Annotated in this window: 25 protein-coding genes and 3 pseudogenes; 13 read left to right on the forward strand and 15 right to left on the reverse strand. The window is 51.7% G+C overall.

Annotated elements, in window-relative coordinates; all coding sequences use genetic code 11:
• Nucleotides 1-72 precede the first annotated feature (72 nt).
• Nucleotides 73-1080 (forward strand): annotated as a pseudogene (locus USH94_RS05350) (iron-containing alcohol dehydrogenase); the annotation flags it as partial.
• Here USH94_RS05350 and USH94_RS05355 read toward each other — a convergent pair.
• Nucleotides 1030-1212: pseudogene (locus tag USH94_RS05355) on the reverse strand (hypothetical protein); the annotation flags it as partial. The pseudogenes USH94_RS05350 and USH94_RS05355 sit on opposite strands and share 51 nt — an antisense overlap.
• Nucleotides 1213-1241: 29 nt before the next feature.
• Between USH94_RS05355 and USH94_RS05360 the strand changes: the two are divergent.
• The 4 genes and pseudogenes from USH94_RS05360 to USH94_RS05375 all read left to right on the forward strand — a co-directional run bounded on the left by USH94_RS05360 (nucleotide 1242) and on the right by USH94_RS05375 (nucleotide 3498).
• A complete protein-coding gene (locus USH94_RS05360) occupies nucleotides 1242-2339 on the forward strand; it encodes an alpha/beta hydrolase (protein WP_111964577.1) in 1098 nt (365 codons plus the stop codon).
• A gap of 106 nt (nucleotides 2340-2445) precedes the next feature.
• Nucleotides 2446-2643: a hypothetical protein gene (locus USH94_RS05365; protein WP_146749035.1), complete on the forward strand. Its 198-nt coding sequence runs from the start codon at nucleotides 2446-2448 to the stop codon at nucleotides 2641-2643.
• 45 nt (nucleotides 2644-2688) lie between these two features.
• Nucleotides 2689-3060 (forward strand): DUF2255 family protein, encoded by a 372-nt coding sequence (locus USH94_RS05370; RefSeq protein WP_111964578.1) that lies wholly within the window; start codon nucleotides 2689-2691, stop codon nucleotides 3058-3060.
• Nucleotides 3061-3205: 145 nt separating this feature from the next.
• Nucleotides 3206-3498: pseudogene (locus USH94_RS05375) on the forward strand (hypothetical protein).
• 565 nt (nucleotides 3499-4063) lie between these two features.
• Here USH94_RS05375 and USH94_RS05380 read toward each other — a convergent pair.
• On the reverse strand, nucleotides 4064-4972 hold the full coding sequence (locus USH94_RS05380) for a LysR family transcriptional regulator (RefSeq protein ID WP_111964579.1): 909 nt from the start codon (nucleotides 4970-4972) through the stop codon (nucleotides 4064-4066).
• A 94-nt stretch (nucleotides 4973-5066) separates the two neighbouring features.
• Here USH94_RS05380 and USH94_RS05385 point away from each other — a divergent pair, with 94 nt between their 5' ends.
• The 4 genes from USH94_RS05385 to USH94_RS05400 all read left to right on the forward strand — a co-directional run bounded on the left by USH94_RS05385 (nucleotide 5067) and on the right by USH94_RS05400 (nucleotide 7536).
• Nucleotides 5067-6029, forward strand: a complete 963-nt coding sequence (locus USH94_RS05385; protein WP_111964580.1) for an NAD-dependent epimerase/dehydratase family protein — start codon at nucleotides 5067-5069, stop codon at nucleotides 6027-6029.
• Nucleotides 6030-6104: 75 nt separating this feature from the next.
• Nucleotides 6105-6548, forward strand: a complete 444-nt coding sequence (locus USH94_RS05390) for a PACE efflux transporter (protein ID WP_111964581.1) — start codon at nucleotides 6105-6107, stop codon at nucleotides 6546-6548.
• A 94-nt stretch (nucleotides 6549-6642) separates the two neighbouring features.
• Nucleotides 6643-7014 (forward strand): VOC family protein, encoded by a 372-nt coding sequence (locus USH94_RS05395; RefSeq protein ID WP_111964582.1) that lies wholly within the window; start codon nucleotides 6643-6645, stop codon nucleotides 7012-7014.
• A 159-nt stretch (nucleotides 7015-7173) separates the two neighbouring features.
• Nucleotides 7174-7536, forward strand: a complete 363-nt coding sequence (locus USH94_RS05400) for a DUF4406 domain-containing protein (protein ID WP_111964583.1) — start codon at nucleotides 7174-7176, stop codon at nucleotides 7534-7536.
• A gap of 38 nt (nucleotides 7537-7574) precedes the next feature.
• On the opposite strand, the gene USH94_RS05405 is transcribed toward USH94_RS05400, so the two are convergent.
• Complete coding sequence (locus tag USH94_RS05405) at nucleotides 7575-8348, reverse strand: DeoR/GlpR family DNA-binding transcription regulator (protein ID WP_111964734.1); 774 nt, start codon at nucleotides 8346-8348, stop codon at nucleotides 7575-7577.
• Nucleotides 8349-8434: 86 nt separating this feature from the next.
• Here USH94_RS05405 and USH94_RS05410 point away from each other — a divergent pair, with 86 nt between their 5' ends.
• On the forward strand, nucleotides 8435-9019 hold the full coding sequence (locus USH94_RS05410; protein WP_111964584.1) for a GDP-mannose pyrophosphatase: 585 nt from the start codon (nucleotides 8435-8437) through the stop codon (nucleotides 9017-9019).
• Nucleotides 9020-9324: 305 nt separating this feature from the next.
• A complete protein-coding gene (locus USH94_RS05415) occupies nucleotides 9325-10017 on the forward strand; it encodes a helix-turn-helix transcriptional regulator (RefSeq protein WP_111964585.1) in 693 nt (230 codons plus the stop codon).
• 14 nt (nucleotides 10018-10031) lie between these two features.
• On the opposite strand, the gene USH94_RS05420 is transcribed toward USH94_RS05415, so the two are convergent.
• On the reverse strand, nucleotides 10032-10670 hold the full coding sequence (locus USH94_RS05420) for an acyl-homoserine-lactone synthase (RefSeq protein WP_111964586.1): 639 nt from the start codon (nucleotides 10668-10670) through the stop codon (nucleotides 10032-10034).
• Nucleotides 10671-11105: 435 nt separating this feature from the next.
• On the opposite strand from USH94_RS05420, the gene tam reads away from it, so the two are divergent.
• Nucleotides 11106-11864, forward strand: coding sequence for a trans-aconitate 2-methyltransferase (gene tam / locus USH94_RS05425; RefSeq protein WP_111964735.1), 759 nt, complete (start codon nucleotides 11106-11108; stop codon nucleotides 11862-11864).
• Between the two features lie 5 nt (nucleotides 11865-11869).
• Here the strand turns inward: tam and USH94_RS05430 are convergent, their stop codons facing one another.
• The 6 genes from USH94_RS05430 to USH94_RS05455 all read right to left on the reverse strand — a co-directional run bounded on the left by USH94_RS05430 (nucleotide 11870) and on the right by USH94_RS05455 (nucleotide 17345).
• Nucleotides 11870-13060 carry a cytochrome c biogenesis protein/redoxin gene (locus USH94_RS05430; RefSeq protein WP_111964587.1) on the reverse strand — a complete coding sequence of 397 codons (1191 nt, stop codon included), beginning with the start codon at nucleotides 13058-13060 and terminating at the stop codon, nucleotides 11870-11872.
• Nucleotides 13061-13197: 137 nt separating this feature from the next.
• On the reverse strand, nucleotides 13198-14499 hold the full coding sequence (locus USH94_RS05435) for an ATP-binding protein (RefSeq protein ID WP_111964588.1): 1302 nt from the start codon (nucleotides 14497-14499) through the stop codon (nucleotides 13198-13200).
• A complete protein-coding gene (locus tag USH94_RS05440; protein WP_111964589.1) occupies nucleotides 14496-15236 on the reverse strand; it encodes a response regulator in 741 nt (246 codons plus the stop codon). Before USH94_RS05440 ends, USH94_RS05435 begins: the two co-directional genes overlap by 4 nt.
• Before the next feature lie 44 nt (nucleotides 15237-15280).
• A complete protein-coding gene (locus USH94_RS05445) occupies nucleotides 15281-16276 on the reverse strand; it encodes an alpha/beta fold hydrolase (protein ID WP_111964590.1) in 996 nt (331 codons plus the stop codon).
• Nucleotides 16277-16421: 145 nt separating this feature from the next.
• Nucleotides 16422-16862: a GNAT family N-acetyltransferase gene (locus USH94_RS05450; protein WP_111964591.1), complete on the reverse strand. Its 441-nt coding sequence runs from the start codon at nucleotides 16860-16862 to the stop codon at nucleotides 16422-16424.
• Between the two features lie 12 nt (nucleotides 16863-16874).
• Nucleotides 16875-17345, reverse strand: a complete 471-nt coding sequence (locus USH94_RS05455; protein ID WP_111964592.1) for a GNAT family N-acetyltransferase — start codon at nucleotides 17343-17345, stop codon at nucleotides 16875-16877.
• A gap of 118 nt (nucleotides 17346-17463) precedes the next feature.
• Here USH94_RS05455 and USH94_RS05460 point away from each other — a divergent pair, with 118 nt between their 5' ends.
• A complete protein-coding gene (locus USH94_RS05460; RefSeq protein WP_111964593.1) occupies nucleotides 17464-18012 on the forward strand; it encodes a GNAT family N-acetyltransferase in 549 nt (182 codons plus the stop codon).
• On the opposite strand, the gene USH94_RS05465 is transcribed toward USH94_RS05460, so the two are convergent.
• The 5 genes from USH94_RS05465 to USH94_RS05485 all read right to left on the reverse strand — a co-directional run bounded on the left by USH94_RS05465 (nucleotide 18000) and on the right by USH94_RS05485 (nucleotide 23819).
• Entirely contained in the window at nucleotides 18000-18914 is a 915-nt protein-coding gene (locus tag USH94_RS05465) for a bestrophin family protein (RefSeq protein ID WP_111964594.1), read from the reverse strand. The two genes, USH94_RS05460 and USH94_RS05465, sit on opposite strands and share 13 nt — an antisense overlap.
• Nucleotides 18915-19115: 201 nt before the next feature.
• Nucleotides 19116-20567, reverse strand: coding sequence for a tagaturonate reductase (locus tag USH94_RS05470; RefSeq protein WP_111964595.1), 1452 nt, complete (start codon nucleotides 20565-20567; stop codon nucleotides 19116-19118).
• 117 nt (nucleotides 20568-20684) lie between these two features.
• On the reverse strand, nucleotides 20685-21212 hold the full coding sequence (locus tag USH94_RS05475; RefSeq protein ID WP_111964596.1) for a GNAT family N-acetyltransferase: 528 nt from the start codon (nucleotides 21210-21212) through the stop codon (nucleotides 20685-20687).
• 82 nt (nucleotides 21213-21294) lie between these two features.
• The gene (locus USH94_RS05480) at nucleotides 21295-22260 is read right to left on the reverse strand and encodes a sensor domain-containing diguanylate cyclase (RefSeq protein ID WP_111964597.1); all 966 of its coding nucleotides are present in this window, start codon (nucleotides 22258-22260) and stop codon (nucleotides 21295-21297) included.
• Nucleotides 22261-22379: 119 nt separating this feature from the next.
• Nucleotides 22380-23819: a GGDEF domain-containing protein gene (locus USH94_RS05485; protein ID WP_111964598.1), complete on the reverse strand. Its 1440-nt coding sequence runs from the start codon at nucleotides 23817-23819 to the stop codon at nucleotides 22380-22382.
• Nucleotides 23820-23833 lie beyond the last annotated feature (14 nt).

A 23833-nucleotide genomic window follows, 5' to 3' on the forward strand; every position in this document is an offset into this window, starting at 1 on the left:
CGCGAGCAAATTTAAACCGTTCAGGTTAAAGCCATTTTTAACTGTCAGGCAGGTTATCCGGAGGAGACATACGTGAAAGAGTTTACTTTCTACAACCCAACCCGAATCGAATTCGGTTCCGGAAAAGAGGATACTATCGGTGCACACATTGCCAGTGCTGGCGCACGTAAAGTCCTGCTGTGCTACGGAAGCGAACGTATTAAACGAGAAGGCCTGTTCGATACGGTCAGCCAGAATCTTGCCGATAACGGGATCGAGTATATAGAACTTGGCGGTATCGTAAGTAACCCGGTGATATCCAAAGTCCGTGAAGGGGTGGAACTGGCCAAACAACATAACGTGGACGCTATCCTGAGCGTTGGCGGCGGCTCCGTACTTGACAGTGCTAAGGCTATTGCGGCCGGCACACATTATAATGGTAACGTCTGGGATTTATTCGCTGGTAAAGGCGAGCTTTCCTCTGCTTTACCTTTGTTTGCCATTCTGACCCTGGCCGCAACGGGAAGCGAAATGAACCCGTATGCCGTTGTCACCAATGAAGAAACACATGAAAAATTATCGATCGGTAACGACTACACGCGTCCTGTGGTATCCGTCCTGAGTCCGGCACTGATGGCGGGCATCTCCCGGGATTACCTGGTCTATTCTGCCGCTGATATCATTTCACACCTTATCGAAGTGTACTTCACCGCAACCGTTCAGCCTGCAATTCAGTCGCGTCTGGTTGAAGCACTCCTAAATACGGTAATTGAAACCACACAAACGCTCATCGCCAGTCCGGATGATGAAGCTGCGCGTGGGGAATTTGCCTGGGCTGCAACCCTTGCCCAAAACGGTTTGATCCTGTCAGGCTGTGCCGGATTCAGTTATCCGAATCATGCAATCGAGCACTCTTTATCAGCACTTTTCAACGTTCCGCATGGGGCAGGGTTGTCCGTTGTTATGCCCGCCTGGATGAAATGGTACAAAAACCGAAATACACCGCAGTTTGAGCGTTTCGCAAAATATGTGTTCGGACTCAGTTCGGCAGATGACGGCATCGCAGCGCTTGAGAAGTGGTTCGAAGAAATTGGTACGCCAACACGTCTTGAACAGCTGAACATCAGGGAAGCAGATCTGCCCGCTATCGTTGAGAACGTCCAGATCAATGTCAAAGCGTTTGGTATCGCCAGTGATTACCCACCGGAAGTTGTAACTGAAATACTCATGCATGCTGTCTGAAACATATCCCTCAATATCCAATGAAAGGTTTTAATATCATGACGCTAAAATCTTCAACGCGCTTTTTTAATGGCGCACTCCTTGCCGGAGCGATGGCTCTGATTTCAACAGAAGCTGCGGTCGCCCAGCCTGCACCAGGCACAGCAGATTCTTCAGTCCGTCTGGTTCAGACGTGGGATAAAACTTTCACAAGGAGCGAAAAAGTGGATCATCAAAAAGTTACTTTTAAGAACCGTTACGGCATTACGCTGGCCGCTGATGTGTATCTTCCTAAAGATCGCGGGAACAAGAAGCTTGCTGCGCTTGTGATTTCCGGGCCATTTGGCGCTGTAAAAGAGCAGGCTTCAGGTCTTTATGCTCAGACCCTGGCAGAGCGCGGATTCGTGACGCTGGCATTTGATCCGTCTTATACCGGTGAAAGCAGTGGTGAACCCCGCAATATTGCTTCGCCTGATATCAATACCGAAGACTTTATGGCCGCAGTCGATTTCATTGGACTGCAACCTTATGTGGATCGTGAACGTATCGGTGTCATCGGTATCTGCGGCATGGGTGGGATTGCCCTGAACGCTGTTGCCGTGGATAAACGCGTAAAAGCGGTCGTTGCCAGCACCATGTATGATATGAGCCGCGTGATGTCGAAAGGCTACAACGACAGCGTAACGCCGGAGCAACGCGAGCAGGCGCTGGAGAAGATGAGCCTCCAGCGCTGGGAAGATGCGGCAAACGGTAAACCTGCATACCAGCCAGCCTATAATAAACTGAAGGGCGGTGAAGCACAGTTCCTCGTGGACTATGCGGACTATTACATGACCAAACGCGGCTATCATCCACGAGCCGTCAACTCTGGTAACTCATGGTCCGTGACAACGCCGATGGCCTTCATGAATTTCCCGCTCATGACCTATATTAAGGAAATTTCTCCGCGCCCGATCCTGTTCATCCATGGTGAAAAAGCGCATTCGCTTTACTTCTCCAAAACGGCTTATGAAGCGGCAAATCAACCAAAAGAGCTTCTGATTGTTAAAGATGCAACACATGTCGATTTATATGATCGTATGGATAAGATCCCGTTCGATAACATCACTGCATTTTTCAACAAAAATCTTAATAAGTAAGCCATAGCACCGTCCGGTGTTTTCAGATGCAGTGTCTGCGCGATAAACGACAGACACTGCTCTCTTAGCATGGGGTGTTGTGTATTCCCCCTAAAGAGCGTGCCGAATGGATACTAAACAAACGTTTTCACTTAGCTATGATGGCCTGACCGGCGAATGCGTGAAGATGATAAAAGAACTTCAGACAAACGCAGACAGTCTTGATGGTATTGGATTTGCGCTCGAACAGGCAAAAAATACAGGCAGTGCTGGTACTCGTGAAGCAGGCTCTAATTTCTCATGCAACATTAATTTATCGAGTTAATGCTGCAATAGAAAAAAATAGCCGCATATGAAAGAGGAGAGGTTTATGTTCTGGAACTATGAAGTATTAACAAGAATAGATGAGGCCGATGACCTAAAAATCGCTCCGTATCATCCCGATATGAATACGACCGGTACGCCGACATGGATTTGGGAAGTGAAGGTGGGTAACCGACTTTTCGTCCGAGCCTATAGTGGTACCCGTTCAAAATGGTATCAGGCTGCATTGTCCCAGCAGGCGGGTAAGATACTGGCTATTGGACAGGAGTTCGACGTCCTGTTTGCAAAACCATCAGACCCTGAGCTTGAAAGTAAAATAGATCAGGCTTACCAGAAAAAGTACTCCGGCAGCAGCTATGTTTCCGCAATGACAGGGACACGCGCCAGAGCGGCCACGATTGAGATTTTACCTTCGTGATTTCTTGTCGCAGTGATACTGCGTGTTCTGTGAGGCAAAATCTGCCTGTTTAACTTTAATTTCCCTGAAACTGGAGGCAAGTATGAAACCACTCTTTCCGGGGCTGCCTGTTAAAATGCTGGCGCTTTTTCTGCTGGTCTTAGTGATGCCACTTAAAGCTGCCATCAGTAAAGAGAAAAGCCATATAAGGACGCTTGTAATCGTTTCTCATCCGTATCCGGAGCAGTCCGTTATGATTAAAGGGCTACAGCAGGCTGCTGAGAGCGTAGATGGAGTAATGGCAGAACAGGTACCGAGCTTGCCGATGTTTTCACACCCATGAAAGCCAGTGCATTACATGCGGGCATGACATGGCTCCCGCCACTTGTTTTTCAGGGGGTGAGAACCAGCCAGCTGCCTGAATACCAGCGCCAGCTGATTGAACGCCTGACAAAGTAGAAATCCGCCTTCACAGAAGGCGGATTTTATTCTTCCCATCCGGAGAGTAGTCAGAAATCACAACGAAGTTCATTATCTATATGTGGATATTAAGAAAATAGCTCTTAAACATAATGCCAGCAAACGAAAGATTAAGGGTGATTTAACCCTATGATTTTATGTGAACCATCTAAGTTCATGAAGTAAGTTAACGATCAACATGATGCAAGAAACGAGAGGGAGATCAGAAATCCTAACGTATTGATTTATCAGTTAGTGGGAGTGTCCTGTGAACTTATTTACCACAGCAGGTGATTTAACATAATATACATTATGCGCACCGGTATGAAATCAGGGGAAATCTGGTGTTTTGTGGTCATCGTTACCTGGATGCCGATGGACTATTAAAGCGTCTTAGCTGACCATCTTATGTGCATCCAGCTTTTGCTCAACGTCTCAACCAAAGGCCGTGTTGAATACGCTCATCTGCCGCATCAGAACTTTGAACTGAACTTACGCATTTCACATCCCTTAAAACGCAGATAGCACGCCAGCTTGACGGTACTGTTCTTCCCAGCCTTATTATTTACCGTTTTGTCCTGTTGATATAAGCCTGCAAACCCTCCGCAAGATAATCAAACACCGTTTTACAGGCCTGGCTATGGCGTAAATCCTCATGCATCACCAGCCAGGTGTCGAGATGAAATGCAAAGAAATCAGGCATGACCCTCTGTAACGGCGGAGAAAAATCGGCCAGTTGTACCTGGCACATACCGATACCCGCTCCTGCACGAATGAGGTTTAATTGTGCAATATCACTGTCACTCCGCACGGTAAACAATTCACGGTTTAGCTGTGGATATTGTTTAAGTGCCTGTAAAATAAAGGGAGTCGTATTATCGAAACCCACGAGCGTATGGGTGAATAACTCATCAATACTTTCCGGAGCACCACATCGTGACAGATAGGCTGGCGCGGCATGCAGACCTATTTCAACCCTGCCCATCCGACGTGCAATCAGTTGCTCCTGCACCGGCGTGGCCATGCGTACGGCAATATCCGCTTCCCGGTTCAGTAAATCCTGAACGCGATTAGACAGAACCAGTTCAATAACTATCTGCGGGTATTCTTCCTTTATTTGTGCGATCACTGGAGGCAGAACCTCCGTGCCGATGATTTCACTGGCGGCGACGCGCACAATGCCTCGTAATCCGTTTGCGCCGGAACTGAAACTGGCTGCCGACCGTTCAATCATCATGGCCGTATTTTCCATCGACTGCGCATGGCCCTTCAGCTCAACGGCTGCATCCGTGGCCTGTAATCCTGTCTGTGAACGGGTAAATAAAACAAGGCCCAGGGCTGACTCCAGCGCCGCAATATGGCGTCCGGCGGTTGGCTGAGTAATGGCAAGCCTGCGTGCGGCCCCTGACAAAGACCCTTCCCTCATCACGGCCAGAAAGGTGCGATACCATTCCCACGGGATATTTAGCTTCATACAAAAATGAATACCTGCTCGCTTATATTATGCAATTACATTTAGCCCGTGCGGTCATTATGATGTCAAGCAGATATCCAATAAGGGTCAAACGATGAAAAACACAAATAAGGTACTGATACTGGGCGCAACGGGTGGGATCGGTGGCGAAATAGCCCGCAAATTGATCCGTGATGAATGGGATGTGCGTGCATTGCGCCGCAGCGCTCCGAAAACTGACGATCGCAACAAAAGCATTCCTTGGATAAGTGGTGATGCGCAGAATGCAGAACAGGTTGAGGCAGCGGCGTCCGAATGCAGCGTTATTATCCATGGCGTAAACCCGCCGGGTTATCGAAACTGGGAACAGCTGGTTTTGCCCATGCTGCATAACACCATAAATGCAGCGGAGCGAAACGGTGCGTTAATCGTTCTGCCGGGCACGATTTATAACTACGGTCCGGATGCTTTTCCCCTCTTACGCGAGGATTCTCCTCAGAATCCGTTTACCCGAAAAGGCGCTATACGGGTGCAAATGGAGCAGGAACTGGCAGACTATGCGCAGCGTGGCGGAAAGGTGCTGATTTTACGTGCAGGTGACTTTTTTGGTCCCCATGCCGGCAATAACTGGTTTTCGCAGGGATTGGTCAAACCGGGGCAACCGCCGAAGATAATTCAAAACCCCGGGAAAACCGGCGCAGGCCACCAGTGGGCTTATCTGCCGGATGTCGCCGAAACGCTCGTTGCACTGCTGTCGCGTCGGGAGGAACTCGAACCGTTTGCCAGTTTCCATATGCGCGGGCATTGGGATCCTGACGGGACAGCGATGACTGCCGCCATAAAGCACGTCGCGGAGCGTGCCGGTATTCAGGCGAAGGTGAAATCGTTTCCCTGGTGGCTTATCTCGGCGATAAGCCCCTTTAATACCACACTGCATGAAATGCAGGAGATGCGTTATCTCTGGGAGCAGTCAATAGAAATGGATAATTCAAAACTGATTTCCTTTTTGGGCCATGAGCCCCAGACCCCACTTATTGAAGCTGTACATTCCACATTAGCGGGCCTGGGCTGCATTTAACATAACCTGTGCGTTTAGAAAGGGTTGAACGATGTCTGATATACTTTAGCTTTTGAAAAACGCAGCCCTAAGCAAATGGAAATTGAATTAAATAAAAGTGTTAAAGAGAGAATTTTCCACGCAATCATTTTTGAAGTGATGGCCAACATTATTATCGCGCTGTCTCTTGCCTGGCTGATGAACGTGTCGATACTCCAGTCGGGCTCGTTGTCCGTGATATCCGCCCTTACCGCAACGATCTGGAATTTTATTTTTAATAAACTCTTCGACTCGCTGCAGAAAAAATACCGCTTTCAACGGACGTTTCTCATTCGAGCGATCCATGCGGTAGGTTTTGAAACGGGACTCATCATCACCCTAATTCCTGTCGCGATGGTTATGCTGAATCTTACAGTGACTGAGGCATTTTTTGTTGAGATCGGTCTTGTACTGTTTTTCCTGCCGTACACGTTACTGTTTAACTGGATTTACGACTACCTGCGCTGGACATTTGTTGGGCGGAAACGGTCTGCTATGTAGAGAGATATCTGTCACATTGACACGCCTTTGATCGTATTCGACTCCTCTCACCTTCTATACTCTTCATTTCTCTATCTCTTTTGAGGAGTCGATAATGTTCGATCATGTGAAATTCGGCGTCAGCGATTATGAAAAAAGTAAAACTTTCTTCCTCGAGGCGCTTCGCCCGCTTGGAGTAAAAATTATCGATGAAGGCGCGCCGGAGTATGGTGTTGAAATGAGCTCAGGGGACGTTTCACTTTGCCTTTTCCATACAAATGACAAACCCGCGCCCCTGCATCTGGCGTTTGTGGCTAATACGCGTCAGCAGGTTGATGATTTTTACCATGCCGCGCTGCGCGCTGGCGGACGTGATAACGGTGGGCCGGGATTGCGTTCGTACGGTGAAAATTATTATGCCGCTTTTGTCATCTCACCTGATGGTCATAACATCGAGGCCGTGTGCCATACGCCGGAGAGCGAGTAGCTCAACGAGTCTTCCAATAACCGTCAAACGATTTACTCATGCAGTTTGTTGCACGATATTGCACGATATTGCACGAAATGCTGTATTCCTGGCCAGTAATGTCGTAAAGTCTCGTCTGTAAATGTGCATTTTCATGCAATAACACTGACAGAGGTATTTATGACACAACAGTTGATTTTAATTGCCGGTCCCTATCGCAGCGGTACCGATGGCGTTCAGGCACGAATCGATGAGAATCTGGCGCGTCTCGAAAGCGCAGCATTAGCCGTTTACCAGCGTGGCCACATTCCGGTCATTGGTGAATGGCTTGCTTTGCCGCTGGCAAAAGCCGCAGGCTCAATAACGGTGGGTGATGAAATCAGCGAAGCGATGCTGTACCCCGTTGCTCACCGGCTCATCGCAAAATGTGATGCGATTTATCGTATTGCCGGTGCGTCTAAAGGTGCCGATATGGATATTGAAGTAGCCCGAAAATATGGTCTCAGCGTTTATACCGCGCTTGAGAACATTCCAGAAGCTTAATCCGGAACGCCAGCCAGCCCGTGGTCAAAGGCTGGCTGTCAGAGGGGGTCACGATCTGAGGTCAGAACGACGGATACGCCCTTTTCCGATACCGCGCGGATCCAGTCCTTATCTGTACCGTCTTCAACGACGATGGTATTTACCGAAGACACATCTCCAATCACAAACGAAGACGCGGTGTTGATCTTTTCCGGAGAAGCCAGAACGACCGTCTCCGCGGCTCTGCCGGAAAATGCACGTTTGATGCATGCCTCTTCGAAATCACCGGTTGTCAGCCCCGCGTCAGGATGAATGCCGGTCACGCCCATAAAGAACAGGTCCGCATGTATATTCGCTATGCCTTCGATGGCCGCAGCGCCGACCGCAACAATTGAATGTTTATACAAGCGTCCGCCGATCAAAATCACCTCAATAGAAGGATGATCAACGAACCCCAGAGCAATACTCGGGCTGTGCGTCACCACGGTGATGCGCAAGTCAGGAGGGAAAAACGTAATCAGCTCGGAGGTTGTCGTGCCACCGTCGACAATCACCACCTGGCCTGATGAAATTAGCTGTGCCCCTTTCCGGGCCACCCTTTTTTTGGCATCCATCTTAACGGATTGCCGTTCGGCAAAAGGAGCAATAGCGGAAGATGACGGCAGCGCGCCGCCGTGAACACGCTGCAAACGCCCTTCTGCCGCCAGCTCGCGCAGATCGCGCCGGATGGTATCTTCTGAGACGTCAAAGAGAATGCTGAGCGCTTTTGACTGTACCTGACCTTCGGCACCAAGCTTTTCAAGGATCAATTGTTTTCGCTGACTGGTGAGCATCGTGAATTCCTGATGTTGCATGTATTATCCTGAACATGCATGATACTGCTGTTTATGATCATTACTCTACGTAAGGAGGGACATTCGTGCAATCAAAACGTGCAGATGTGCGCATCATCGACAGTGAAACCCTGTCAGACAACTGGTACATCCTCAAAAAATACACCTTTGACCTGCAGCGGCGTGATGGTGAATGGCAGCGCCAGCATCGGGAAGTCTATGACCGTGGCAACGGCGCGACGATTCTACTCTATAACCGTGAGAAAAAGACGGTGATCCTGACGCGCCAGTTCCGCTTCCCTGTCTTTATCAACGGCCATGAAGACGATTTAATTGAGGCAGCAGCAGGATTGCTGGACAACATGGATCCCGAAAGCCGCATTAAAGCAGAAGCGGAAGAAGAGACCGGATTTCACGTTTCGCGCGTGCAGAAAATCTTTGAAGCCTATATGAGCCCAGGCTCCGTCACGGAGAAACTCTACTTTTATCTTGCCGAGTACCAGCCACATGACAGAACCGGCGCAGGCGGCGGGATCAAGGCTGAAGGAGAAGATATCGACGTGCTGGAAATGACGCTTGAAGAGGCTTTACGCAGCATTGAAACGGGCAAGATTGTCGACGGTAAAACCATCATGCTGCTGTATCATGTTGCCCTTAAAGGTATTCTGTAACCTACTGGTTTAAATCCTGATTTATAGACGTATGTAAACGGTACGCTTGTACGTTACGCGTAAGAAAAGGGAAAACCTCCTAAATTTTGCAGCCTACTATATTTAGTGAACGATTTCGCAATTCGATAAAATCATCAACAATTCCCTGAGTCATCTGCATTTACCATTCAAAAATGCCAAACGTTCACAAGGCTGCCCGCTGAGGTAGCCTGTCTTATCTGTTGTCTGGATTAAAATGCGACTCGCTACGGATAACGAAGCATATTATACTTGCTCCTCCATTCGAACAGGAGGCAGCATCTCACGTGAAGGATACATATTACAACGACATAACGATCAATACGCTAATTCAGAGTGAGCTTGACGCGTTTTTTGAGGATTTCAAAGGGATCGTCTTCGCCTACGCTATTATGAACAAGAAAGATCCTTCACAGATGAGGATAATCAATAATAGCCCTGAGTGGTTTAATATCTACCTTGAAAGAAAATACCAGTTTATTGACCCTGTCATTATTAGGGCTTTGCGCTGTGTTGAAGATTTTTTCTGGGAAAGTGATGTCGTACTGTCGGATGGTTATAACCTGACACGCATTTTCGACGAAAGTGTCCAGTATGATATTTACCAGGGACAGACGTTTCCTCTGCATGACTATCTGAATAATCTTGTTGTCTTATCCGTCATCAGTCCTAAGCATTCTGGCATTGACATAGATAAGTATCGGCCGCAATTTCTACGCTTCCTTGTTCAGTTACATCAGAAGACACTCAATCTGTATAGTCAGCATCAGCAGAAAAAGAATGTTTTCTTGTCGCCACGTGAGCGCCAAATCCTTAAATGGGTCAGTGCCGGGAAAACGTACGCAGAAATTGCTGTTATTTTGTCTATTGCCGAGCGCACCGTTAAATTCCATATGGGCAATATAATGAAAAAACTCGGTGTGAATAATGCCAGACACGCAATAAAACTTGGAACGGAACTCCGGTTACTGGAGGAGTAAGCCTCAGCCACTGGTTATAAATGGTGTAGATGCTCAAGCATTTCGCGAAGCCAGTGACTGGATTTATCTTTGTTAATAATGTCTTCAATAATGCCTATACTGGCAGGCATGTAAATATAGTAAATAACCTCCCCTTTTTCAGAAACACCGCGCTGAATAACCTCAACTTTCCAGTTAGCATGGCGAAATATGGCATACATACCACGGCTGGCTACTGCGTACATCCCATGATATTTATTCTTAATGCAATAAATAATCATTGCAAGAAACAATGCTTTACTGGCGGGCACGCCCTGCAGGCTTGCGGAGTCTCGTATTTCTTTATCTAAAAATAAACGACTTACTTCACAGCAGGGAACATCTTCTGGAAAAACAATGGGATTATCGAAATAGTTGTGAAAGATCTCGCTTATCATTGTCGGCTGCGTTGCGTTAATAAATCGCGCGCCACATAGCAGCTGCCCATCATACATACCCAGTAAGTATGTCGTGTTATGGGAATCAAATTGATCCTTTTCCATACCTTCGACGCATTCCACCTTCCAGTCGAGTCGGTCCCGAAAAGTTTTTCTCCTGAGTCTGTAGAGTTCGCGCGCTAATGCTGGTGGTAATTCATCGTAGTCGTGTAAAAAAAATTCAATGACAGAATTCATTCTCATGTTCCTGATAATAACACCTGAAACTAGTTTCACCTGTCTCTTAGGACAGCTTTCATTGTGCCGCATATTCCCTATACTTAAAAAGTACCTGACCACGAAGTTCTCGCAAAACTAAGCGGTCAGGAGGTCAAAGACCTATGAAACACCAGGGATATACCCATCGATTATTATCTAATATTTAAAGTTTCGGGTACAGAACATAAGAAGAACTTTGCCGATAAAATATTAAAAAACAATAATCATAAAATTATTACAATAAAAACATTGCCCCTTAATCCTTTAAGGGGTAATATTTCTATTTGCTTATTTTTTCCTCTCTTTTGTTTCACAGAATCTGCGGAATTCATCTGCCCTAAACCTCTCCCGTACCGCTTTGAAGGCGCCTGCCTGTGCTATTCTTGCAGAAGCATGCCAAACGGAGAATTGATGATGGCCGACTGGAACCCTTCTCTTTACCTGCAATTTGGCGCAGAAAGAACGCGTCCAGCTGCAGAACTGCTCGCCAGAATTCCTCTGGATGAGATCGCTACCATCGCTGATCTGGGCTGTGGACCAGGAAACAGCACGGCGCTGTTGAAGCATCGCTGGCCATCTGCACATATCACCGGGGTCGATAACTCCCCTGCCATGCTTGAGGAAGCACGCGCAGCCTTACCTGACTGCCACTTTATTGAGGCCGATATCCGTCAGTACAAGCCTGGCCAGCCGCTGGGCCTGATTTATGCCAACGCGTCGCTGCAATGGGTTCCGGACCATTACGATCTCCTGCCACATCTTGTCTCCCTGCTTAAGCTAAATGGCGTACTGGCGATCCAGATGCCTGACAACTGGCTGGAACCGACCCATGTGGCGATGCGTGAAGTGGCGCTTGAGCAAGACTACCCAGACCGTGGCCGCGAGCCTCTGCCAGGCGTACATGCTTATTACGATATTCTGTCGGAGGCTGGCTGTGACGTGGATATCTGGCGGACGACCTATTATCACAAAATGAGCTCTCATCAGGCCATTATTGACTGGGTAAGCGCCACCGGCCTGCGGCCCTGGCTCCAGGAACTGAATGAAAGCGAGCAGAAACGTTTCCTGAAACGCTACCATGAACTGCTGGAAGAGCAGTATCCGCTTCAGGAAAACGGGCAGATACTGCTGGCTTTCCCCCGGTTGTTTATCGTGGCTCAACGCCAGCCCTGAACGGGCTATGACCGAGCTTCTTTGAGCAACTGCTGGATAACCTTTTCCTGTTGCTCATAGTCCCCCTCGCCAAAGGCGGTATAGCGCAGCTGCCCTTTGGCATCAAAAAAGTAATGCGCTGGCCAGTACTGGTTGCCGAAAGCATTCCAGATTTTATAGTTGTTATCCGTGACCACCCGATACGGCAGTTGCCATTTATTCACCGCATTTTTAACCGACGAAAGCGGTTTTTCCCAGGGGTATTCCGGGGTGTGAACTCCGATCACCACCAGACCCTGCGGTTGGTACTTAGTGGCCCACTCCCGCACATGGGGGAGCGTATGCTGGCAATTAATGCAGTCCCACGTCCAGAAATCAATAAGTACAACCTTCCCGCGTAACGATTCAGACGTGACAGGGTCACCGTTCACCCACCCTGTTCCACCGCTGAGCGAAGGCAGCTGACTGCTGGGCTCTGTAATCACTATCGGCTCAAGCTTCACCGGCGTGGCTGTGGGCTTCGTCAGATTTAACAGCGCGGTTTCAAGACGGTCCGAGACGCCGTTTGCCCCTTTAAGCAGCGAAGTCATCCCCGTCGCGTTAAATGCGACGGTCGCTAACATCACAACGCCTGCACCCTGTCGCAGCTTTTCCATTAGCGCCGATTTTGCCCTTAAAGGTGCCATCAGCGTGCGGCCTCCAATGACGAGTAATCCCAGCATCATTGCGCATCCGCTGCCATAGGCGGCCAGCAGAGCGCCGGTGGTAATAGCGGAATGCCCCGCAATGTTAATGCCGAAAATCGCACCCAGAATGGGACCGGCGCAGGGAGACCAGAGCAGTCCTACAGCAAGCCCGGCCAGAAAAGCCGATGCCATTCCGCGCGTTTGCCCGCTTCGGGTGTTGAGAACATTACCCGCGCTGACGGCCGGTCCCGCAATACGCTGGGCGAAAGACGGAAAAATTAAGGCTAGCGCGGCAGTGGCCAGAATGACGAGCGCGATCCAGCGCCCGACGATGGTTGCCTCTGCGATCCACTCGCTGGCGACGGTGACGGCCATCGCCACCAGGGTAAACATCACGATCATCCCCGCCAGCAGGGCCAGAATATGCCGACGCTGGCCCTGGAAACCGGCGAACAAAAGTGGAATAACCGGGAGCGTACACGGGCTGAGCAGGCTTATCATCCCACCCAGAAAAGCGATTACCAGAAACATAGAAACCTCACAATACAAGTCCTGCGACGCTGCAGTGAGGCTATTTAAGCGTGCGGATGTGTTCAGGATATGTGTAAATGCGAGGGTTTTGTCTGGCTCTGTATCGCCCAGGTAGAGAGATACAAAGCCGTACAATTTTACTCACGGCGCGGTAGCGTAATGGAGACGTCCAGCCCGCCCCCGTTACGGTTCGCCAGCCTGAGCTTTCCTTCCAGGTGAGCGGTGAGCTGCGCGGCGATCGCCAGTCCGAGTCCTGTCCCGCCAGTCTCGCGGTTGCGCGAGGTTTCAACCCGATAAAACGGCTGTAATACTGCCTCAAGCTCGGCTTCGGGGATCCCCGGTCCGTCGTCCACAATGTGAATAATGACCTCGCTGTCTGATGAATCGTCTACTGAAATCGCAGCATGCTCGCCGAATTTGAGGGCGTTATCCAGCAGATTGGTCATCACCCGGCGAAGCGCCTGCGGCCGCGTGACGATGGGCAAGCGGGCTTCGCCTACCTGAAAGTGCACGTTTTTACCAATGTCCTGGTAATCGCAGGCGATGCTGTTGATCCAGGCGTTCAGCTCCAGCTTAAGCGACGTCTCCTCCAGTGATTCCGATGATCGGGCATACGCAATGCCCTCCCGTACCAGACGAGACATGTTATCAAGATCGTTCAGGAGCTTGTCGCGAAGTTCAGGCTCTCCGGCCATTTCGACGCGGAGCTTCATGCGGGTAATGGGCGTCTGGAGATCGTGAGAAATCGAGGCCAGGATCTGCGCGCGTTCCCGGAGATAAGACTGAATGCGCGCCTGCATGGCGTTGAAGGCATGCGCTGCCCGCTGCACCTCAAGCGGCCCTTTTTCCGTCATTGGCGTGCTGGCCGCCGGATCCAGCGCATCCACCGCACGGGTAAAGTGTGAAAAAGGCCGCACGACCTGCCGCACGGCTATCCAGGAGCAGACAGCCAGAACCAGCAGCTGCAGGATGAGAACGACCGGTAGCCAGCTGGCGACGGGCGGCATGCGCGGGATCAGGTCAATGGTCAACGGTGCGCCATCGCGTAACGTAAGATGGGCCTGAATATGCGAAATGGCGCCGGGAACCGCGGTAAAGCTAAGCGGGTAATGCGCGGCAAGCGTCGCTTTTAAGGTTCGGATAGCATCTTGCGAACGCTTATCCGTCGGCGCTGCGCCAGGTTCCCCTGTGCCCAGAATATAACGATAGTTACCCCGTTCAAGCCGCGGCAGCCAGGCGGCACGTTCGCTCGCCGGTAAGCGGTCTAATATGGCGACGCTGGTTGCGACATCGTTTTCCAGATTACCGAGCATCACCGTGCGGGCGCTGTGCATGCGTTCAACCATGACCAGCGTCAGGCTCAGGGCGTTAGCCAGCAGCAGACCGGCCAGCACGACGAGCAGCAAACGGGCCAGCAGCGAGCGTGGCCAGAGCCTCATTCGTTAACCTCTTTGATGGTCACTGGCATCGTAAAAACGTAGCCTTCGCTGCGCACGGTTTTGATATAGGCGGGCATGCGGGCATCTTCGTTGAGACGCTGGCGAACCCGGCTAACCAGCAGGTCAATTGAGCGTTCAAACAGCTCGGCGTCTCGCCCCTGCGTCAGGTTGAGCAGCTGGTCACGGGTCAGCACGCGCTGCGGATGGTCAAGGAAAACGCGCAGCAGCCGATACTCCGCGCCGCTGAGCGCCACAATTACCCCTTCCGGATCGATTAAGTGGCGAGCGACGGTATCGAGCTGCCATTCACCAAACATCACTAGCCGCCCTGCTTCCGTCACCTGTAGATTGGGCGGCATCGTGCGAAAACGCCGTAAAATCGCTTTGATACGCGCCAGCAGCTCGCGGGCGACAAATGGTTTCACCACGTAGTCATCCGCGCCCATCTCCAGACCCAGGATCCTGTCCGTCTCCTCGTTGCGCGCCGTCAGCATCAGGATGGGGAGATCTTTATGTTTCCCGACGCGCAGCTCTCGACACAGCGTAAGGCCGTCATCGCCGGGCATCATGACATCCAGCACAACCAGGTCGATATGCTGTTTATCCAGCACGATGCGCATCTCTTTGCCGTTGGCCGCGCCCGTCGCGCGATAACCAGACTTAGCAAGGTAATCGACAATCAGTTCACGAATATCCCTGTCGTCATCGACGACAAGGATATGATCAATATGCTCCACCGAAATCTCCAGACCGAAGGGTAACGTACTGAAAATAGCACATTTCAGAGTTTGTCAGCGTCAACAACGGCCTTAACAAAATCCTGCGGATCTTCCTGAGGCGGGTTGTGCCCTACGGTGGCCCCAAAAGTGCGGTGCTCGTACTTACCGGTAAATTTACCCGCATAGGCCTGCGGTGCAGGATGCGGCGCGCCGTTGTTCCCACCTTCGATGGTGATCGTTGGAACGGTGATATTCGGCAGCGTGGCCAGTTTCTGCTCGTAGCTGTCGTATTTGCGCTCACCTTTTTCCAGCCCTAAGCGCCAGCGATAGTTGCTGAGCGTCACGGCGACGTGGTCCGGATTGTCGAGGGATTTGGCGCTGGCGTTAAAGACAGCATCGCTAAATTTCCAGTCAGGCGATGCCTGAGACCAGATTAAACGGGCGAAGTCATGCGTGTTTTTCGCATAGCCTTCAGCACCGCGCGCGGTGGCGAAGTAGAACTGATACCACCACTGCTGCTCCGCTTTTGGCGGCAACGGCTGCTTGCCAATCTGCTGGCTGCTGATGAGATACCCGCTCACTGAAACAAGTGACTTAACGCGCTCGGGCCACAGCGCCGCAACGATATCTGCCGTTCGGGCACCCCAGTCATATCCTGCAAATACCGCCTGCTTAATATTCAGGGCGTCCATCAGGTTCACAATATCTTTTGCCATGGCTGAAGGCTGGCCGTTGCGCGGCGTTTTGGCTGACAGGAAGCGCGTGGTGCCGTAGCCGCGCAGAGAAGGCACAATCACCCGATAGCCTTTTGCCGCCAGTGCGGGTGCAACCTCGGCGTAGCTGTGAATATCATAGGGCCAGCCGTGCAGTAAAATAACCGGCTGACCGTCTTTCGGGCCGAGGTCGACATAACCGACGTTCAGATCGCCGGCGTTAATTTGCTGCGGATGATCAAAGGCGGCCGCGATATTCGTGCCGGTGACTTCAGCCTGACAGGACATCACGGTGCCAAGAGAAATGGTCAGTGCAAGGGTCGAGTACGCGAGTTTGCTAAACATGTTGGTATCTCCGGTTGATTACAATTCACGGGGATATAACAACACTGCAGTGTATAGCGGATATGTGCTAAAGCGGGTTTATTGCAAGCCTGTGTATGTATCCGGGACCTTGATACAGTGTGATACAAACACAGGTGCTGGAGTCTTAGAGGGAGAGACGATAGCGGACGTAATCGTCAGCCTCACCGTATTTGTCATAGAGTTTACGCGCCGGGTTGTTCTCTCGGGTGACCCAATACAGTTTTGACCACCCTTCGCGCTTGCCTTCCTTAATCAGGGCGTCAATGAGCGCTTTACCTGCTCCCGCCCCGCGTTCATCGGCATCAACAAACAGATCTTCCAGGTAGCAGATGGGCGCGGTAGACCAGGTTCCTTCATGCAGAATGCACATCGCGAAACCGATGACCTTTTGGTCCTTCTCGACCACCCGGCAGAACATCGGTGAATGCGCTGAAAGCGCCCTTTCCCATGTCGATGCGGTGACGGATTCCTCGAGGTAACAATCATAAAAATGGGTATAGCCATCCCATATCGGACGCCATTGGGAATAATCGTTTTCGCATAGAGGTCTTACCGTGACGGCCATGTGTTCCTCACATTACAAGTCGATCGCCATTTCAAAACAGCGTAAATCAGCCCCTGCCATACGCGAATGATGATAGTTTTCGCGCAGCGTGACAAACCCCAGCGTCTGATAAAACGACTGTGCGTTAGGGGTTGCATCCAGCCTAAGACGGGTTATCCCCCGGCTACGGGCTTCATTTTTGAGCGCCTCGATAATCCGGGTCGCCATGCCTTTACCGAATGCCGCGGGCAAGGTGAATATCGCCTCCAGACAGTGGGTATCCAGATCCAGATAGCCGGTCGCCGCAACGTCGCCCTTTTCATCTTCCACCACGTAAAAAGGGTATTCAATGACCATCTGCCGATAGCGTTCGGGCATGAGATCCGGCGTCCAGCGCGCAATGACCTCGGCGTCGTAACTGGTTTTACAGCCGTGACGAATCGCCTGGTTGCGAATGTTCCAGAGTGTTTCGGCTTCCTGCGGGTTGGCTCGTCTCAATGCCATAGTGACCTCTGCAAATGATAGTAGGATGGAAAGGTGAGCTAGCTGAGATAGAGTGCTATTAAGATGAAAATACCAGAACGCAAACAAAAGCATAACGCCTAAATAGGGAGATCCGCGCATGACGATACCGACGCTCACGACAGAACGCTTACTGCTGAAACCGCTGGTAGCGGAAGATGCCGTCCAGATACAAAAGCTATATCCGCGCTGGGAGATTGTCCGTTATATGGTCTCCTCCGTGCCCTGGCCCTACCCGGATAACGGCGCGGAAAACTATGTCAACAACGTGGCGCTGCCTGATATGGCAAAAGGGATTGCTTGGTTCTGGAGCATCCGGCGACGCGATATGCCGGATGAATTGATGGGCATTATTTGCCTGTACGACGTCGAGGACAACAACCGCGGGTTCTGGCTCGCGCCGGAATTTCAGGGGCACGGATATATGCGCGAAGCCAGTATTGCCGCGACGGATTACTGGTTCAATACGCTAAACAAACCCGTATTGCGCGCACCGAAAGCCGCCGCCAACAGCCGCTCCCGGCGTATTTCAGACAGTAGCGGCATGCGGCTTATCAGGACGGAAAAGAAAGCCTACGTCAGCGGGATGCTGGACTCCGAGCTGTGGGAAATCACCCGCGAAGAGTGGAACGCCCGTCAGGTCAGCTGATAATGTTTATCCGGCATCAGCCTTTCCGGGATGTTCTCTTCATCGTTCATCTGCAGCAGATCGCGTTCCATCATATTGCAAATGGCGTCCAGCGGCAGGTCGTTATCTTCGGTGCCAAACGGATCTTCCAGTTCTTCCGCAAGGGTGTCCAGCGAGATAAAGGTGTAGGAGATCAGCGCCGAAACGAAGGGCGTCATGTAGTGCAGGTCCACAACCAGCGCGAACGGCAGCATGATGCAGAACAGATACACAGTGCGGTGCAAAATCAGCGTATAGGCAAACGGCACCGGCGTGGTTGCAATGCGCTCGCAGCCGGAAAGGACGATAGACATGTCGTTCAGACGATTGTTCAGGCTATGGAATAGAATGTCTGAGAGTTGCCCGTTTCGCCGCCGCACGGCCAGCCACTCCCCCATGATCAGTAAAATACGGTTCGCCGGTGAGTTGGCGCTCATCACGTGACGTAAATCATCCGCAGCAAGATAGCGAGAGAGTTGCTCGGCGTTCAGCTCCCGGCGCAGGGTCATGCGCAGGCAGTTGGCAAAAGCAATCTGCAGGCGGACAAATTCGCCCAGGTGCTTATCGTCAGGCAAGGTGTTTTTTACCTCGCGAAACAGCGAGCGTGCCGCTATCATCAGCTGCCCCCAGAGCAGCCTCGCCTCGACGTAGCGTGAATAACAGGCGTTGTTTCTGAAACCCAGAAAGATAGCGATCGCCACGCCGAGAATGCTAAATGGCGCCACGGTAAATTTGATACCGAGCGAGGTATACCACGGCAGCATAAGGATAACGGCGATAGAGAGCAGGAAGTTGAGCAGCAATCGGGTATAGATCTTGGGAAGTACCGAACCGTGCCAGACAAAAATCAGTTGTAGCCAGTGCTGTTTAGGACGAACGATCATAGTGAGTTTCAGGAAAGAAAAGAGCGAGGCTATTAAACGTGATCCCCGTCACCGTTGCAAGCATGTTAACGGAACATTGCATTTTCTCCCCTGAGTAACGAAAACCGCACGGTGCTGCATGTGATTTTTTAAAAACAAAGCACACAGTATGTTGTAACTAAATGGGACCTATTCAAACCCGGCCGAAGCCGGGTGAACGCATTAGCAAAGCGGTTTAACCGCGGCGCGCATGCCCTTAAGCAGAATGGCATCCAGATCCAGCGTCACCTGGTCGACAAGACCGTTCACCTGCGTCAGATCCTGTTCCCAGTGCTCACTCACGCTGAGCACCGACTGCACCAGTTCACGGGTGCTCAGCTGCCGATCGCGGTGCTGCGCCCACAGCTGCTGATAACGTTCCAGCCAGCATGCATCATCCTGCACCGGATAGCTCTCGCCATTACGCTCCGCGCGATAAAACGCGATCAATGCGGCCAGAGCAAACGTCAGGCGTGCTGGTAATTGCCCCGTCGCCTTCTGCCCTGCCAGCAGCTGCGGCAGGATGCGGGTGCGGTATTTGGTCATGCCGTTAAGCGCGATGGAGAGCAGCTGGTGTCGTATGTAGGGGTTGCGAAAACGCCCAGTTACCGCACTGGCGAAAGATTCCAGTTCTTCACGCGGCAAATCGAGGACCGGAATGATTTCCTGATAAATCGCTTTTTCGACGAACGCGCAGACCTCGGCATCATTCATCGCCTCGCCTACCGTATCCAGCCCGGCCTGGAAGGCGACCGGCACCAGCGCCGTGTGCGCGCCGTTCAGAATGGCCACCTTGCGTTCCTTGTAGGGCCTGATGTCATCGACAATCAGCACGTTTAACGGGTACTTATCCAGACGAAGTTCGTGCGCAAGAGATGCCGGCCCCTGGATAACGAACAGATAGAAATGTTCAGCCGTGTCCAGGAACCCATCGTGATAACCAAGCTCAGCTTCAAGCGCAGCCGCTTCATCGCGCGGGTAACCGGTCACGATACGGTCTACCAGCGTCGAGCAGAAGCAGTTGGCGTCGTTTAGCCACCGGAAAAAGGCCGCAGGCAGCGCCCATTCCTGCGCATAGCGCAGGACGAGTTCACGTAAGGCATCTCCGTTGTAGTCAATCAGTTCGCACGGAATGATAATCCAGCCTTTATCAGGTGCACCGTTGAAGTGGCTGAAGCGCTCAAACAGCAGTCGCGTCAGCTTCGCCGGATAGCTCACTGCAGGCGCATCGTCGAATTTGTCACCTGCGTGGTAGCTGATACCGGCTTCAGTGGTATTCGAGAAAACAAACCGCATATCCGGATTGCGAGCCAGTTTCAGAAACGCGTCATAGTCGTCGTAGACGCTGATTTCACGGTTAACCGAGCGAATAAGACGGCTCTCGCTCACCGCTTCCCCCTGCCCGTTCAGGCCACGAACGATAGTGGTATAGAGACCATCCTGAGTGCTCAGCGACGGTGGAAAATCGCTCTGAATAGGACGGACGATAACCACGCCGGCATTAAGATCGGTATGTTCATTTAGCAGGTCGATTTGCCAGTCGACAAACGCACGCAGGAAGTTGCCTTCACCAAACTGAATGATGCGTTCTGGGTATTGAGCACCGGGAAAATCACGACGGTTGAGCGTGTTCACAAGGGGTTCCTTTTATGATTAGTCATACAGCCTGATAAGATTGGTACGATAACTTATCAAAACTTAACGACCAGAAACCCTGTTTTGATCAATCCGCGGTGCGGTTGTGCAAAATAATTATAAGAACTTATAAAACACAGAGGTGGCGGTCATGGCGCCGTCAGGCATCAGCGCATAGCGCGGGATCTCACCAACCTTTTGCCAGCCAGCACGCTGGTAGAAGGTTTCGGCCCCGCTGCCGGTGGAGGTATCAAGCACCAGAACCGAAATATCTCTGGCCCGGGCCTCAGCTTCCAGCGCTTCCATCAATGCCATCGCGGCCCCTTTCCGGCGCGCTTTCTCATGAACCAGCAGCTTTGCCACATCAGCCCGATGCGGCTGGTTTTCCGGCTGGTCTGTGATCAGCTGCACCGTTCCGATGACGCCGTCCTGCGCATCGACGCAGACAAGCACCAGCCGCTCGCCTCGCGCTACGCTTTCGGCAATACCGCGCCAGAAAATACGGGCCTTATCCAGGCTATAAGGGAGCATAAAGCTGACGGATGCCCCGCCGTTTACGCAGTTTTCGAGGATCCCGGCCAGCGCATCAATATGGGTAAGAATTTCGTCTCGGGTGAGGTTTTTGATTTGCAGTGAGGTATTCATTGTTTTTCCTTACGTTGAATACCATCACTGTGCATTTAACATCTTCTTAACGCAAACGGATCGAACATACGCTTTTGTTATGTCACCGGGCGCGCTGGCGCTGCTGTTTCATGGCATACATCTTTTCATCGGCATCTTTTAACCACTGCTGCAGGTCGTTGCCGTTATGATCGAATTCGCTAAGCCCCCATGAGAAATGAAGCGACCAGGGATGCAGCTTGCGGGCGTTATAACTTTCTACCTGCTCGGCGAGATACTGCATAGCAATCCAGGCCCCCTGCTCATCCGTATCCGCAAACAGCACGGCGAACTCGTCCCCGCCAAAACGCACCAGCAGATCCGCTTCACGGAAAGAAGCACGCATCAGTTGCGCCATGGCTTTCAGCGCCTTATCTCCCTCTTCATGGCCGTAGCGATCGTTAATTTCCTTAAAACGATCCAAATCCAGCCAGCCAAGCGTCAGCGGCTCAGCCCGTCGCCGGGCAACGGAAAGCGTGAAACGCACAAGCTGATTAAAGCCCCGACGGTTGAATAACCCGGTTAATTCATCCGTGGTCGCCGCACTGATGGCAGCAAATTCATCTTCCGCCAGCGCGCCCAGGTCCCCCAGCACGGCGAGGTCGGACGCTGAAAACTCACGGGGAGCGTAATCAATCAGGCACAGCGAGCCCACGCTCGCGCCGTCACGCAGGCGCAGCGGGAAGCCCGCGTAAAACCGCACGCGCGGCTCACCGGCCACCAGCGGATTATCCGCAAAGCGATCGTCCTGAAGCATGTCCCCCACCACCAGCGGCGCTTCGGTGAGGATCGTATGTCCACAGAATGAGATGTTACGCGGAACGGCGCTCGGTGCCTGACCATCAGCCGACTTGACGATCAGCGAATGCTCATCGATAAGATTGACCATCGCCAGCGGCACCTGGAAAAAGCGTTTTGCCAGACGCGTTAAGCGGTCAAACGCCGGGGAACTGTCAATCTCAAGCAAACCAGACTCGCGCAGCGAGTTGAGACGTTCCGTTTCATTTTCAGGGGTTGCAGGTGCTTTCATAATGTCTCCTGACGTAAAGCGTTACTAAAAGCGTAGCTTAAACAGAGACATTGTCAGTGTTCTGACGTCCTGTTAAGCCGCTTACTATTCACGTCAATGCCTTATGACGATTAACGCAGCTAGGTTTCACTCCCGGAGGGCGTAGCAATTTGCTCGTCCGCCACCCGGGCGCTGGTACGGTTTCGACCCGCTTTTTTTGAACGATAGAGATGATCGTCCGCCTCGGCCATCAGCTTGTTGAAGACCTCGGTCAACTGCCATGACTCTGCCTTTCCACTTCCGAGGCCAATACTGACCGTCAGATAGAGGGTCTGGTGACGCCATGTAAAAGGATGGCTGGCCACGGTGGACCGGATACGTTCAGCCAGTTCAAAACCGTGCTGCGCATCGCCTGAGTTGACCACCACAGCGAACTCTTCCCCGCCCATGCGCGCCACCATGCCGTCTTCACCGACAACCTGCTGAACCTGTCGGGCAAACGACGCCAGCACGCGGTCTCCGCACTCGTGGCCGTAGTTATCATTAATGCTTTTGAAATAATCAATATCCAACAGCATGACGGTCAGAAAACGTGTATGCCGGTAGGTTTCTTCCTGCTTTAACGCCTCATAAAGCCCGGAACGCGAATAGACGTGCGTTAAGAAGTCATAATCCGCCCGCAGGGAAACCTGACGGATCAGGGAGTTAATCGCCGCCATGCTGACGGATACCATCACCGGACAGATCGCCATCGTGGCGATCCCCAGCCGGGCTGAAAACATCATTGGCGTCGTAAACGGCGTCGCCACGGCAATATTAATAATCGAATTGGCGACCAAAATGATTTCAGTGGCGCCCGTGATAAACGTCAGCAGGCAGGTCGCAGGCAAGGAGTAACGAACCGCACACCAGATAAGCGCAGGCAGAGGAAACGAAAGGCTCCCCGCTCCGCCAATCACCACCGAAGCGACCACCGAGACAATCAGCGCCATCACAGGCAGCAACTGCTCCAGACGTAACCTGAGTTCACGCCCGGGCATACGTAACGTGAGCATACAAGGCACAACAAGCACGCCGGTTGAGAACTGCTCGCTAAACCAATCTGCAAACAGCGGCCAGAAGGTGTGACTGTCAATCCCAACCGACCCCACCGCGCCGAGCAAGGCACAAAGCAGCGCGGCAATCAGGCAGTAGTTAAACAGGCGTAATGCGTTAAGCGGATCGGGGGTTTTCTTCATTAGCCGCTTGTCGCGATGAATCAGCACGGCGACGGCAACGATAAAGATCATGTTAGACAGGTTGATCACCACTGAAGCGATACCCCAGCTGGTCGTCACCGCGTCGTACAACAGCATCGCGACATAACATACCGCATAGTAATGCAGGCGATTCAGGTAAACATAGCGGGCGAAGATCCCTGCCATGACGCCATTCAGCGGCCAGAACAGAGAGAGGGCCTCAACGAGCCGTAACTCCGCGCCCACAAAATAGAATAAGGTGGTGAGGATAAAGATCGTCGATGCATTTCGCAGCGGCGTGTCAACCTGGAACGGCCTGAAGGCAGTAAGAGCAGAACGCATTAAATATCATTCCA

This window comes from Enterobacter sp. 148H3, from assembly GCF_034107425.1.
Classification (GTDB): Bacteria; Pseudomonadota; Gammaproteobacteria; order Enterobacterales; family Enterobacteriaceae; genus Enterobacter; species Enterobacter vonholyi.